Genomic DNA, 13,269 nt, shown 5'->3' with positions numbered 1-13,269 from the left:
ATCATATCGGGGAACGTCGTGATTTTTCTTTTCTTATTCACGCTTTCGTGTGCGGCAGCCATCTGTGTCGCCTTGATCTACGCCACGAAGGGTACCGTTTTGTTGAACCGTCGGAATGATCTTTCGGCTGTCCAAGCTTCGCACACCAAGCAGGTTTCCCGACTTGGGGGTGTGGCGATCGTAGTCGCTGCGGCTGTCAGCGTGCCGTTCATCGCCGATCCGGAGGCCAGAATGATCGGCACCGGCTTGTTTCTGAGCGTTCTGCCGGTTTTCATCGCCGGACTCGCCGAAGACCTTGGCTTCGACGTCTCGCCCAAGAAACGACTGTTCGGGGCTGCGCTGTCATCAGCTTTGGCCATAGTCGTGACCGGTGCCTGGATCAATTCAAGCGGTATCGGGGCGATTGACGTCGTTCTTGGCGTGGTGCCGATCGGTTTGGTCATCACGATCATCTGGACCAGCGGTCTGTGTCACGCGACCAACCTGATCGACGGCATGAACGGCCTTGCCGGGGCCTTCACTGTCTTGGCCGCGGCCGGCCTTGCAATTCTCGCGTACACGGCCGGTGACTATCCGATGGTCGCCCTCTCTCTCGTCATCATTCCAGCGGTTCTGGGGTTCATGCTGTTCAACTGGCCCGGTGGCCTGATATTTCTAGGCGATGCGGGGGCATATTCTTTGGGCCACTTGGTCGCGTGGCTGGGCATCATCCTTGCGGCACGCAACGCGGATATCGCGGGAACTGCCGTTGCTTTGGTGTTCTTCTGGCCGATTGCCGACACGACTTTTGCGATCTATCGGCGGCGTCGCCAAGGTAAACGGTTCGATCAGCCAGACCGCATGCATGTCCATCAGATCGTTATGCGTTGGCTGGAGATTGCCGGCCTTGGACGGAAGCGTCGGCATATATCGAACCCGGCAACAACCGTGGTTCTTCTGCCGTTCATGTCCGGGCCGATCATTCTAGCGACGCTGATGCCCGAGCACGGGGGCTTGGCGTTGCTGACGTTCGGGCTGTGTGCGGCGGGGTTCGTGACGGTCTACATTCTCGGCACGAAATTTGCCCGGTCCCGGCGTAACCCTGTGGATGTGGTTCGGCCCGTCCGAACTGTTCCGGTCAGTGAGCCGCATTTACCGACAGAGGGTGAAGCAAATCCGGCTTTGGTGGTCGAAGTGCGGGACGATATCCTTCTCATGCGCTCGGGGCCGAACTCGTACTGGTATGCGTTTGTGCGTGGCCCCTCCGGGACGTGGCGCAAACTGGACCGCGGGTTTACCAGTCGGGACAGAGCGGTAAGATCTGCGATGCGGACGCGTTTCCGCAATCGTCTATCGCCCATTCAGCACGAGCATGCCGCAATTCACTGATGGCTCGTGCTATGGGCGGACTGGTTAGGCCCGCGCATAGATGTCCTCATATCGGACAATGTCATCTTCGCCTAGGTAGCTTCCGGTCTGGACCTCGATCAGGACCATCGGGAACTTCCCCGGATTCTCCATGCGGTGGACCGCCCCCAAGGGGATGTAGACAGATTCGTTCTCGGTCACGAGCTTAACGTCCTCGTTTACTGTAACGCGGGCGGTGCCTTCTACGACAATCCAGTGTTCTGACCGGTGGTGATGGGATTGGAGGCTGAGCGACGCACCGGGATGGACTACGATACGCTTCACTTGGAAGCGGCTGCCCATGGCGAGGCTTTCATACCACCCCCACGGGCGGAAATCGCGGGGGAATTCCGTCGCCTGACGGGCGCCGCGGGCTTTCAGTGCGGCGACGGCCTCTTTCACGCGCTGACTTTCCGCCCGCGGGGCGATGACGATGGCGTCGGACGTTGCGATTGCAACCGTATCGGTCAAGCCGATGCCGACGAGTTCCAGTCGGTCAGATTCCGAGCGGAGCAAAGACCCCTTGCAGTCAATCGCCGTGGCATTCTGCGACACGACCATGCCGTCTCCGTCAGGATTGCTGTCCTGCCACACGGCTTCCCAGCTGCCCAGATCGGACCATTTTCCTCCGTAGGGCATGACCGAAAGGTTGCCGGCCTTCTCCATGATCGCATAGTCGACGGAGATATCTGGAACCGTGGCCCAAGCGGCGGCGTCTAGGCGGATGAAGCCCAGATCGCCCTTTGCCGCGTCCACTGCGCGCCGAACGCCAGTCAGAACTTCGGGGGCATGGGCTTTGTAGGCCTCGACCAGCGTCCGCACCTTGAAGAGGAAGATCCCGGCGTTCCAGAGATAGCGATGATCGGCGACCATCTTCTCGGCCGCGTCGGCATCCGGTTTCTCGATGAAGCTGGCCAGTTTCTGAGGGGTGTCCGAGGCCGGGTTTCCGTCGTCTGCCAAAAGCAGATACCCGTAACCGGTTTCCGGGCGGTCAGGGCGGATCCCGAATGTGACAAGGTCCCCTTCAAGGGCGCGATTCGTGGCGGCAAACACCGCCTCGCGAAAGCCCGCGTGGTCGGGGATGACGTGGTCTGACGGCGCAACTAGCATCAAAGCTTCGGGATCGGACTTCTCTTGCCAGAGAGCGGCGGCCAGAATGGCGGGCGCGGTGTTCCGCCCCTCGGGCTCGATCATGAGGGCGTCCGGCCGCACGCCGAGGGTCGTCAGCTGCTCGCCCACGACGAAGCGATAGGGATCGCCTGTCACGACGATGGGATCGGAAAAGCCCTCGCCGGTCAGGCGGCGGGCAGAGCCCTGGAACAGGCTTTCGTCGCCCAGAATGGCGGCGAACTGCTTGGGATAGCTCTTGCGGGACAATGGCCAGAGGCGCGTCCCCGATCCGCCGCACAGGAAGACGGGGTGAACTTGGGGTCGTTCGGACATGAGGGCGCTCCGTCTCTCTGGCGTAAAGAAAATGCGATGTGAAATCAGCTTGTCGTTTGGCGGCATTCATAGGCGCGGGCAGACAGTGCGGCAAGCAGCCCCGCGGGATTACCGGACCATCGCAGCCACGCGGTCACGGTAGGTCGCGACAAGGTCGTTCGCGCGATCCTGGCTGTTTGCCTGGGCATAGATCCGGAACTCTGGCGCGTTGCCGGAGGGGCGGAGATGTACCGTGTCCCCCCCGGCGAGAATAACGCGAAGGCCATCCGTTCTGTCGACATCCTCGACCGCGCCGGTAGAGTCGAAGAATTCTGACCTGACCTCTGGGTCGGTGTCGAGTTGACGCAGAAACTCGGCACTGCGCGTGGTGTCAATGTCCTGGATACGGTCCGCGGCCGTATAGCGGGAGGGCAGGGTGGCAATCAGGTCCGAAAGGCTTTTCCCTTCGGTCGCCATCCGGGCCAAGGGCGCCACGATGGGCAGCAGGCAGTCGCGGGTCATCAGGGGCGACAGCGGACCGGACAGCGTCGCCGTGAAGCCCAGCAGAAAGCCGCCATTCGCCTCGAACCCGACGACACGCGCATCGGGATTGGCGGCCAGAACACGCTCCATCTCCGCGATCACGAAAGGCGAGCCGATGCGTGTCAGATGCACGGTGTCCAGCGGCAGATGCGTGATCATGTCGTTGGACGAGACGGGGGTCACCACGATGCGGGCGCCGAGGACCTGTGCGGTCAGAACCCCCAGGACATCGCCCGGAACGATCCGGCCAGCGTTGTCGGCGACCATCGGGCGGTCGCCGTCACCATCGGTCGACACGATCGCGTGCAGGCCGTGATCCGATGCCCAGCCGGCAAGACGGCTGCGCGTTTCGGGATCGACCGCTTCTGTATCGACGGGGATGAACGTGTCCGAGTGCCCGAGGGGCACGGTTTCGGCCCCCAGGCGCGAAAGGACGGACTCGAGAACATCGCGGGCGACGGAGGAATGGCGGTAGACGCCGATGCGCTGCCCCAAAAGGGGGCCTTGGCCCAAGGCCGACACCATCCTGTCGGCATAATCCGCGATCGCGTCCTTCTGGGACAGGCTGCCCCGGGCCTCGCCCTGCGGGGCCGATCCGTCGGAATACGCGTGGGAGATCGCGGCCTCGTCGTCCTTGGTGATCTCGCCCGTCGGGACATAGAATTTCAGGCCGTTGCGGTCTGCCGGGATGTGGCTGCCTGTGACCATGACGGCTGCGGCCCCGGCGGCGAGCGACGCCTGCGCCAGTGCGGGGGTTGGCAAGACGCCGCAATCGACCACATCGACGCCGGCCTCGCGCGCGGCTTCGATCACCACGCCGGCGATGGTCGGCGAAGACGGGCGCAGGTCGCGCCCGACGAAAAGCCGCCCGCCATGGGGGCAGGCGTGCAGGAACGCCAGGGTGTATCGCGCGATGACGTCGTCGGTCAGATCGGTGACGAGGCCGCGCAATCCGCTGGTGCCGAAGGTTGGTGCCATGATGTGCCTTTTGTCCTTTCCCGCATCCCTCAGGCGCGGAATTCGTCCTGATGCGCCAGAAACCACTGGTAGGTTTCGCGGATGCCGTCCTCCAGCTTGACCGAGGCGGTCCATCCCATCGCCCCGAGGCGCGAGACGTCCATCAGCTTGCGGGGTGTTCCGTCGGGCTTAGAGGGGTCGGTCTCGATCCGGCCTTCGAAGCCGGTGATCCGTGCCACCAGCCGGGCCAGATCGAGGATCGCGATATCCTCGCCGCAGCCCACGTTGATATGGCTGAGCATCGGTTGCGTGTTCGCGTCGTAGGTGCCCTTGCCGAGGTCCAGCACGAACAGCGACGCGGCCGCCATGTCGTCCACATGCAGGAACTCGCGCTTCGGCGTGCCAGTGCCCCAGATCGTCACGACGTCCAGCCCGTCTTCGCGCGCCTCGTGAAAGCGGCGGATCAGCGCGGGCAGGACGTGGCTGTTCTGCGGGTGGAAATTGTCGCCCGGTCCGTACAGGTTCGTCGGCATGACCGAACGGTAGTCGGTGCCGTGCTGCCGGTTATAGCTTTCGCAAAGCTTGATCCCGGCGATCTTGGCGATGGCATAGGGCTCGTTCGTGGGTTCCAGCGGTCCGGTCAGAAGCGCATCCTCGCGCATGGGCTGCGGGGCCTCGCGCGGATAGATGCAGGACGATCCCAGCTGCAGAAGACGCGTCACCCCGGCGGCGAAAGCCTGATGGATCACGTTCGCCTCGATCATCAGGTTCTCGTAGATGAAGTCGGCCGGATAGGTGTTGTTGGCGTGGATGCCGCCCACCTTCGCGGCGGCGAGGATGACGATGTCAGGCCGTTCGGTCGCCATGAAGTCCCGCACCGCGGCCTGGTCGGTCAGGTCCAGTTCGGAATGGGTGCGGGTGATCAAGTCGACCCCGTCCCGCGGCTGAAGCTGGCGCAGGATGGCGCCGCCGACCATGCCGCGATGCCCTGCAACGTAGATTTTCATGGCGTCACCCGTTTTCCAGGGTGACCGGAAGATCGTAGCCATGTTCCTTCAGGAGGGCATGGCGACGGGCTGTCTTCAGATCCTCGGCCACCATTTCGGCGCACATCTCCTGCGCCGTGATCTCGGGCGTCCAGCCTAACTCGGCCTTGGCCTTCGAGGGGTCGCCCAGCAGCGTCTCGACCTCGGCGGGGCGGAAATAGCGCGGGTCGATGCGCATGATCACGTCCCCTTCCTTGACCGCAGGGGCATGATTGCTTCGGACGGATGCGACCTTTGCCACCTCGTCTATCCCGGTGCCTGAGAACTCGAGCTCGATCCCCAGCTCGCGTGCGGACCAGGTGATGAAATCGCGCACGCTGTATTGCACGCCGGTCGCGATGACGAAGTCCTGCGCGGTGTCCTGCTGCAGCATCATCCACTGCATCCGGACATAGTCCTTCGCATGTCCCCAGTCGCGCAGGGCGTCGATGTTGCCCATGTACAGGCACTGTTCCAGACCCTGTGCGATGTTCGCCAGCCCCCGCGTGATCTTGCGGGTGACGAAGGTTTCGCCCCGGCGGGGGCTCTCGTGATTGAAGAGGATGCCGTTGCAGGCATACATCCCGTAGGCCTCGCGGTAGTTCACCGTGATCCAGTAGGAATAGAGCTTGGCGACCGCATAGGGGCTGCGGGGATAGAAGGGCGTCGTTTCCTTCTGGGGGGTCTCTTGCACCAGCCCGAACAGCTCGGAGGTCGAGGCCTGGTAGAAGCGCGTCGTCTTGTGCAGGCCCAGGAAGCGGATCGCCTCGAGCAGGCGCAGGGTCCCCATTCCGTCGACATCGGCCGTGTATTCGGGCGCCTCGAAGCTGACGGCGACGTGGGATTGCGCGCCGAGGTTATAGACCTCGTCGGGGCGCACGTCCGAGAGGATGCGGGTCAGGTTCGACGTGTCCGTCAAGTCGCCGTAATGCAGGACGAAATTCTGGTTCGTGGTGTGCGGGTCCTGATAGATGTGATCGACGCGCTGCGTGTTGAACAGCGAGGCGCGACGCTTGATGCCGTGTACCTCGTACCCCTTGGCCATCAGGAATTCGGCCAGGTACGATCCGTCCTGGCCCGTGACGCCGGTAATCAGTGCGCGCTTCGTCATGTCTATGCCGGTTCTTTCAGAAAAATTGCGTGATCTTGGACAGGTTCTTGCGGGCCAGGGTGCCGATCCCGCCGACCCCGTTCCCGCGGATGGCGCGGTAGTCTTCGCTGCTTTTCTTGAGGATCTTCGATAGCGAGCGATTGCTTTCCCCGCCGACCCGCATCTTGACCATGACCTTGGGAATATAGGCCAGCTTGATCTGGCCCTGGTGCAAATAACGTAGCATCGCGTCGTAGTCGGCGGCGATGCGGAAGCGGGTGTCGTAAAGCCCGAGGTTGTCGAAGACGCGACGGCGCAGATACAGGGTCGGGTGGGGCGGCATCCAGCCTTGCCGCAGCTTCGATGGGGCAAACTGCCCCGAGCGCCATCTGCGGATGATCCGGTCGGTGTTGTCCGCAGCGACGTAATCGAGGTCACCGTATACGCCATCGACGGCCGGGTCCTCGAACGCGTGGGCCACGTCGGACAGGACGTCGGGTGCGGCGAAGAAATCGTCCGAGTGCATCAGCCCCACGATATCGCCCGTGGTGTTCGCGATGCCCTTGTTGATCGCGTCATAGATGCCGGTATCGGGTTCGCTGATGACGCGGGTCGAGGGGGTGCGCGTCGCCTCGATCACCGCCAGCGTGTCGTCGGTCGAGCCGCCGTCCTGGATGACGTGTTCGATATGGGGCCAGGTCTGCGCCTGCACGCTGCGCATGGCGTCGCCGATCACATGGGCCCGGTTGAAGGTGGCCGTCACGACCGAAATCGTCGGTTTATCCATGCCGCACCCCCTTCTGCGTCTCGTCCGCCGGCGTCAGGTCGATCCCCAGAACGGCGCGGATCGCGTCAGTGGCCTCGGCCTTCTCGGACGCCATGTACTTCTTCACCTCGAACATCTTCATGTCCACGAGATAGCGATACCAGAACCCTTGCAGGACATGAAACGCCGTCCCTTCGGTCCCGTCGAGAAATCCAAGCCGCACAACGTATCGGTACAGGAAATAGACAAAGGCCCGAAGCCCGCCGGGCAGCCGCGCATAGACCGATTCCTTCAGCCAGCGCTTGATCCCCGCCTGCTGGCCCCCGCGCAGGTCGGCGACCGTTTCCAGCGGCATGAAGCCGTATTCCAAGTTCAGAAGGTCGACCTCCTCGCGCGAGGCATAGGCGTTGTGCTTGTCCGTCCACCAGGTCAGCGAGTTGCGGTTGTCGTCCACGATCTCGCCACGGAAATCCCGCGTAGGGCCGCGGACCAGTACATGCTCGTCCATCCACCGATTCTCGATCCGACCGCGACCCTGGCGGAACAGGCGCAGCACCCGGATCGGAAAGACCCCGCCCCATCTGATCGGACGCCCCAGAAAACACATCCGGCGGGATACGTATATGCCGTCGATCTCGTCAGACATGTCGGCCAACCCGGCGCGGATTTCTTCGGCCAGCTCCGGCGTCACGATTTCATCGGCATCCAGCCGCATGACCCATTCGGTGTCGTCGGGCAGCTGGTCGATGCCCCAGTTGAACTGCGTGGCATAGTTCACCCACGGGTTCGAAAGGACAGTGGCCCCCGCCCCTTCGGCCAGCGCGACGGTATCGTCGGTCGACCCGCTGTCGACCACGACGATCCGGTCTGCGATCCCGCCCAGCGAGTCTATCGCGCGCAGGATATGGCGCGATTCGTTCTTGGTCAGGATGATGACAGTCAGCTTTGCCATGATGCACCCTCAGCGACGTCGTGCCCGGCCCCAAGCTTGCGATACAGTGCGTCGAACCGCTCGATCGTCCCCTGGGCGGAAAAATCGCGCAGCATCCACGCGCGCCCCCGTTGCCCCATGGCTTGCAGATCCTCGCCGTCACACGCGGCGATCGCTTCGCGCAACCCGTCGCTGGTGATGTCCGTCCAATGACCGCAGCGCGCATCCTCGATCCCCTGCCAAGGGGCGCCCTTCGTGACGACGACCGGCGTGCCATGGGCCAGCGCTTCGGCGACCACGATCCCGAAGTTCTCGGAATAGGTCGGCAAGACGAATAGATCGCAGTTTCGGAACGCGGCGCTTTTCCTCTCACCATCCACCAGGCCGTGGAAGGCGATCCGCCCGGTCAGGCCGCTTTGGGCGATGCGGTCTCTCAGTTGGGCCAGATAAGTCGCGTCGCCGTCGCCGTAGATGTCGAGGGTCACGTGATCCGGCAGACCGGTCATCGCCTCGATCAGCAGGTCCAGCCCCTTCTTCGGATGCACCCGGCTAAGGAACCCCAGTCGCAATTTGCCGTCGGGCTGCCAGTCGCGGGCGGGGGTATCCGCGGGGACGTCGATTGCGTTCGGGATTACGGCCGCCTCGAGGGTTCCAAGATTGGGGCGACTTGTCTCGGCCTCGACTTCGGCGGTGACGTGCAGGACCGTACGACCGGGGCGTATGGTTCCCGCCACCCGTTCGAAGGCCTGCTTGATGCGCCGTTTGGGGGCGTTCTTCCACTGCGAGGTTGCTTGGAAACCGCCGCGGGGCGACCACACGACGGGTTTTCGCATGATCCGCGCAAGCAGCAGCGTCGGCAGGACCGCAAAATCGTAGGGCCCGGTCAGATGCACGATATCCGCGCGCCGGATCGCGGCGGGAAGCCTGCGCATCATCTCGACCGAGATGGGCTTGCCCATCACGCTGCGGCAATAGCGGACATCGTATCCCGCGGGAAAGCGCGCAGGGTTGGCATCGAGCTTCAGGCGTTCGCCGGTATTGGGATCGGCAGCGTCCGTCGTCAGAACCTCGACCGCGAAATCGGGCCGGGCGGCGATCCCGTCCGTCACCACCTTGAGCGAGAAGATCGGGCCGCCATAGGCAATGGCCGGGTAGAACGCCGACATGATGTAGAGGATGCGAATCGGGGGCTGGTCCGTCATTTCGGTCGTCCTTCCGCCTCGTCGGCGATGCGCTGGTAGAGGTCGGCGTATTGCGCCGCCACGGCATCCGCCCGGAACCGCCGCGCATTGCCATATCCGCGTTCGACCAGTTTGCCACGCAGGTCGGCATCGCCGGAGAGGCGCGTGACAGCCTCGCGGATCGCCTGCGGATCGGTGGGATCGACGAGAACGGCCGCGTCGCCCGCAATGGCGTCCATGGGCGCGCGGGCGCTTGTGATCACGGGGCGCCCGGTCGCGTTCGCCTCGACAATGGGCAAGCCGAACCCTTCGTCGAGCGACACGAAGATCAGCGCATCGGCGCGGGCATATTCGCCCCGAATGTCGGCGTCCGACAAATGCGACAGTGTGCGCACGGCCAAGCCACTTCGGTCGACCGCCTGGGACTGCCGGTCGGTCAGTTTTCCGATGATCGTCAGTTCGATATCCAGCCTCGAGAGAGCTTCGAGGACGCGCTCCAGGTTCTTGTTCGGCTTTGTCCCGATATGAAGCAGGCGGAACTTGCCCTGCGCCTTCCGTGCTGGCACCGGTTGGAAGTCGGGGGAAACGGGGTCGGGGATGACGTCGATACGGTCGGGGTCGATCCGGATCAGGGACAGGACGCGCTGTTTGCTTTCCTCCGAGATGGCCGTCATCCGCGCGCAACAGGCCGCCGGGAGGCGGAACCAGAAGAACCACAGAAGCCAGCGCTTCAGCCCTGCCTCGCGTTCGACAAGGACAGTATCGTGAACCGTCAGAAGGGTTCGCGCGCGGGGCAGGAAAAAAGTCAGGTAGTGCACGTCGCCGGTGATGTGATTGACGTCGGTCGCATAGCGCCGCGCCGCCCAGGCATCGCGCAGACGTGGCAGGATGCCCTGCGACAGAAACCGGTTCTGACGTTCGACCACACGCACCCTGTCGGGCATGGCGGTACGCACATCCCGGAACACGCGCTCCAGGCTGAAGCCGCCTGGTGCCGGGCGACGGGTGAAATGGGCAACCTCGATCGTCATACCTTCACCTCTCGGCCAATGGCCGAATTGAACACGGCGCAATCCTGCGAAGACCGTTTTGCCCCGGTTTCACGGCATCCCGGGTCTGATCGAAGCCGTATGATCCTGAATGGTGCTGCTGCATGCCTTGCACACGGCCATAAGGGCAAAAAAGGTCACCGTCGGTCTTCGAAATTGTTCTAGGCAAACGCATTTTCCCTATGGCTACTCAGGATCGCATGGCTGGCCGGGCGTCGCCCTGCATCTCCAGCCAGTCCAATATGTCGGCGAACTGTTGATCGACCCGATAGCCGTCTGCGATCGAACGCCGATATCCCGCCTCGGCAATCTCCTCGCGCTGGGCGTCATGGCGCAGATAATGCTCGGCTTTGTCGCATAACTCTTCGACCGAGGCGAAGAAGACCGCTTCGCGTCCTTCGTCGAACAAGGCCAGATGATCGTCCGTTCGTTCGGCCAGAAGCATGGTCCGGCATGCCGGAATTTCGAACGTCCGCGTCGTCGTCGTTTCTGGTATGCGCTTTGACAGAAGTCCGATGCCGATCTTTGCGCCAGACAGGGCGCGCGCATAATCAGGGCCGAATACCCCCGATCCCCGGACGCAAGCCCGCGCCCATCTGTTTTTTTCGGAGTATGCTGGCCAGTTCGGGCCCCAGATCGCCAAAGGAACGCGACGCGACAGAGGTTCGAGCACGCGTGCATAGGCCGGCTGACAGTGCCCGACGAATGCCACTTCGGACCGAAGGTGATCGGGAATATCGCACCTGGGCACCGGGGAAAGCCGTTTGCCGAACCCTTGCTGGATCAATCGAACCTCGGGCGCGCCGCCGGCGCGGTAATGATCGACTTCGAATGGTTTCGTGGTCACGCAAAGGTCGTAATTCGGAAGGCACTGGCGGAAATGGCGCGACGTATTCTCCAAAAACTGGGAATCAGGTGTGTAATGGATCGCGATCCCGTCCTTGGCATGCCGCTTCAGGTCCGCCAAGGTCCGGGGCCAGACCCAGACCCCCTTGTCGACGAAGACGATATCATAGCTTTCAGTCCGCGCCGCCTCGGACAGCATCCGATTAAAGGCATTCACCGAACGACCGATGTTCAGACGCGCTGCGATGGACCGTTCGACCCGGGTGCCGGACATGATGTGGGGAAACCGGTCTGCGGGAAGAATACCGTATCCGGCGGCTTCGAAGACCGCGGCCCGATCCGGCCCGTTATCGCCGGCGCGAAGGCTTCCAGCGTAGAGGATCCGTTTCACGTCGAATACCCGTGATTGCGTTGGCGTGCATACCCCGGGGTATTCCGTTTGCCGGCATCTTTCAGGACCTGTTCGATCAGGATGATGAGCAGCATATAGGCCAGAAGAATGGGCAATGCCCCGATGAAGGCTTTCTGGATCACGCCCGAAGGCCCCAGAAGCGCCATGCGCATTCCCAGAAAGATCACCGGCAGAAAGATCAGGCGCCTTTCGGCCGCCATGACATACGTGAACCGCGCAACGAAGCCCAGGATTCCCCCCATGATCGCCGAAAACAGGAACAGTCCAAACCATCCCATCTGCCAGTAGCCGTCGCCATAGACCGACACGCCGACCTGGGTCATTGCCTCTTCGTTGCCCGACACGAGGCGGTTGAATTCGCGCCCCTGTGCGTTCGCCACGGGCTTCGACGGCCAGAAGATACGAGGCACCACAACCTCGACCACAGACAGCGTCCACTCGCCTTTCTGCCCCCTGTCGTAAAGCTCCATCGCCTTCAGCTGTGCGCCCGCGTAGTTCAGTCGAAGCCACCAGACCTGGGCGGCGGCGACGGTGGCCGTTGCCGTGTCGGCAACGGTGATTTCACCCGTCAGGGCCCGCCCGAGGATATCGAAGCGATTGGCAAAGCCTGCCTCTCCGATCGTACCGGTGCCGCGTTTGATCGTCAGGCGACCGGCCGTATTCACCTCTTGCAGACTGACGAAGGCGATTGCGCTGACCAGAACCCAGAGCATCAGGCGCCTCCAGTTCTGATGCGCAAGAAAGGCGCCCGCGGCCGGAAGAAGAAGGGCAAACATCACCGTCATCTTCGAGAACTCGAGCACGGTCAGAAGCAGGTGGGGCGGCCAGGCAAGCCAGAACAGAACGGACCAGTTCTTGCCCGATTTCACGGACAGGTAGGCGACGATGGCAAAACCCAGATCGATCAGGGGCGACAGGGATTTCAGGGTTCCGGGAATGGTAAAGTTGGTAACGCCGAAATCGTTGGGCAGGATGAGAAGGTATTTCAGGATCGCCCCGATTACCAGGAATCCTATAGCGGTGGTGCCAAGGGAAAACTTGGTTCGCGGCCCTTGGGTCTTCGGTCTGCCGAACCTCATTCGAAGTACGACATTCATGGACGCAAGCGCGACGGTAATCCCCGTGAACGTCAGGATGTTGGTGCGCAACTGTTCTGGGGCCGTGATTGCGTAATTGTTGGCCATCAGGAACGAAAGCGTCTGATCACTGCCCAGGAAGGTGGACATCGATCCGAAGCCGAAGAACAGCGCCGACCCGATCGGGAACATCACCATAGGCGTCCAGATCGAGGCGGGATATCGCCGGATCATCCTGTAGACCGTCAGGCCCACCGCACCGATCAGGACGGATTGCAGCGCGAAATTCAGGCCCACGGAAATGAACATGTTGCACCCACGCTGGGCGCAGGTGCCGTAGTAGAGCAGGAACAGGACCGCGTAGATCCCGGTGACCATTGCGAGCGAACTGAGCTGCGCGCGCATGGCCCGGAAGTCCCGGCGGTAGTCGCGTTGTTCTGCGTCTGACATCAGGCTTCCCCGTCGGTCGGGTCGGGAGTGAAATCACGCCACGCGTCGATCGGTCGATCCGGCGCTGCGAATAGCTGTTGCAAGGCTGGGCGATATTGGAACGGGTGAGCTTGGGATCCACCCGCGAAAAGCCCG

General features: G+C 62.6%; 11 protein-coding genes. 1 reads left to right on the top strand and 10 read right to left on the bottom strand.

Going from position 1 to position 13,269, the window contains the following annotated elements:
• Nucleotides 1-171 precede the first annotated feature (171 nt).
• The gene (locus PAA8504_RS04225) at nucleotides 172-1,368 is read left to right on the top strand and encodes an MraY family glycosyltransferase (protein ID WP_146190451.1); all 1,197 of its coding nucleotides are present in this window, start codon (nucleotides 172-174) and stop codon (nucleotides 1,366-1,368) included.
• A gap of 24 nt (nucleotides 1,369-1,392) precedes the next feature.
• Here PAA8504_RS04225 and PAA8504_RS04220 read toward each other — a convergent pair whose 3' ends face one another.
• From PAA8504_RS04220 to PAA8504_RS21975, 10 genes are all read right to left on the bottom strand, one after another.
• Nucleotides 1,393-2,829, bottom strand: coding sequence for a mannose-1-phosphate guanylyltransferase/mannose-6-phosphate isomerase (locus PAA8504_RS04220; protein ID WP_108892919.1), 1,437 nt, complete (start codon nucleotides 2,827-2,829; stop codon nucleotides 1,393-1,395).
• 108 nt (nucleotides 2,830-2,937) lie between these two features.
• On the bottom strand, nucleotides 2,938-4,329 hold the full coding sequence (locus tag PAA8504_RS04215; protein WP_108892918.1) for a phosphomannomutase: 1,392 nt from the start codon (nucleotides 4,327-4,329) through the stop codon (nucleotides 2,938-2,940).
• A 29-nt stretch (nucleotides 4,330-4,358) separates the two neighbouring features.
• Nucleotides 4,359-5,315, bottom strand: coding sequence for a GDP-L-fucose synthase (gene fcl / locus PAA8504_RS04210; RefSeq protein ID WP_108892917.1), 957 nt, complete (start codon nucleotides 5,313-5,315; stop codon nucleotides 4,359-4,361).
• A gap of 4 nt (nucleotides 5,316-5,319) precedes the next feature.
• Nucleotides 5,320-6,444, bottom strand: coding sequence for a GDP-mannose 4,6-dehydratase (gmd, locus tag PAA8504_RS04205; protein WP_108892916.1), 1,125 nt, complete (start codon nucleotides 6,442-6,444; stop codon nucleotides 5,320-5,322).
• Nucleotides 6,445-6,460: 16 nt separating this feature from the next.
• The gene (locus PAA8504_RS04200; RefSeq protein WP_108892915.1) at nucleotides 6,461-7,210 is read right to left on the bottom strand and encodes a glycosyltransferase family 2 protein; all 750 of its coding nucleotides are present in this window, start codon (nucleotides 7,208-7,210) and stop codon (nucleotides 6,461-6,463) included.
• Nucleotides 7,203-8,141 carry a glycosyltransferase family 2 protein gene (locus tag PAA8504_RS04195; protein WP_108892914.1) on the bottom strand — a complete coding sequence of 313 codons (939 nt, stop codon included), beginning with the start codon at nucleotides 8,139-8,141 and terminating at the stop codon, nucleotides 7,203-7,205. The genes PAA8504_RS04200 and PAA8504_RS04195 overlap by 8 nt, the downstream gene beginning before the upstream one ends.
• Complete coding sequence (locus PAA8504_RS04190) at nucleotides 8,129-9,322, bottom strand: glycosyltransferase (RefSeq protein ID WP_245897516.1); 1,194 nt, start codon at nucleotides 9,320-9,322, stop codon at nucleotides 8,129-8,131. Before PAA8504_RS04190 ends, PAA8504_RS04195 begins: the two co-directional genes overlap by 13 nt.
• Nucleotides 9,319-10,332, bottom strand: a complete 1,014-nt coding sequence (locus tag PAA8504_RS04185; RefSeq protein WP_108892913.1) for a glycosyltransferase family 4 protein — start codon at nucleotides 10,330-10,332, stop codon at nucleotides 9,319-9,321. The genes PAA8504_RS04190 and PAA8504_RS04185 overlap by 4 nt, the downstream gene beginning before the upstream one ends.
• A 208-nt stretch (nucleotides 10,333-10,540) precedes the next feature.
• A complete protein-coding gene (locus PAA8504_RS04180) occupies nucleotides 10,541-11,587 on the bottom strand; it encodes a CgeB family protein (protein WP_181375686.1) in 1,047 nt (348 codons plus the stop codon).
• The gene (locus PAA8504_RS21975; protein ID WP_181375685.1) at nucleotides 11,584-13,134 is read right to left on the bottom strand and encodes a hypothetical protein; all 1,551 of its coding nucleotides are present in this window, start codon (nucleotides 13,132-13,134) and stop codon (nucleotides 11,584-11,586) included. Before PAA8504_RS21975 ends, PAA8504_RS04180 begins: the two co-directional genes overlap by 4 nt.
• Nucleotides 13,135-13,269: the final 135 nt, after the last annotated feature.

It is taken from the genome of Palleronia abyssalis (genome assembly GCF_900302445.1).
Classification (GTDB): Bacteria; Pseudomonadota; Alphaproteobacteria; order Rhodobacterales; family Rhodobacteraceae; genus Palleronia; species Palleronia abyssalis.
This window is presented reverse-complemented; position numbering and strand designations above follow the sequence as displayed.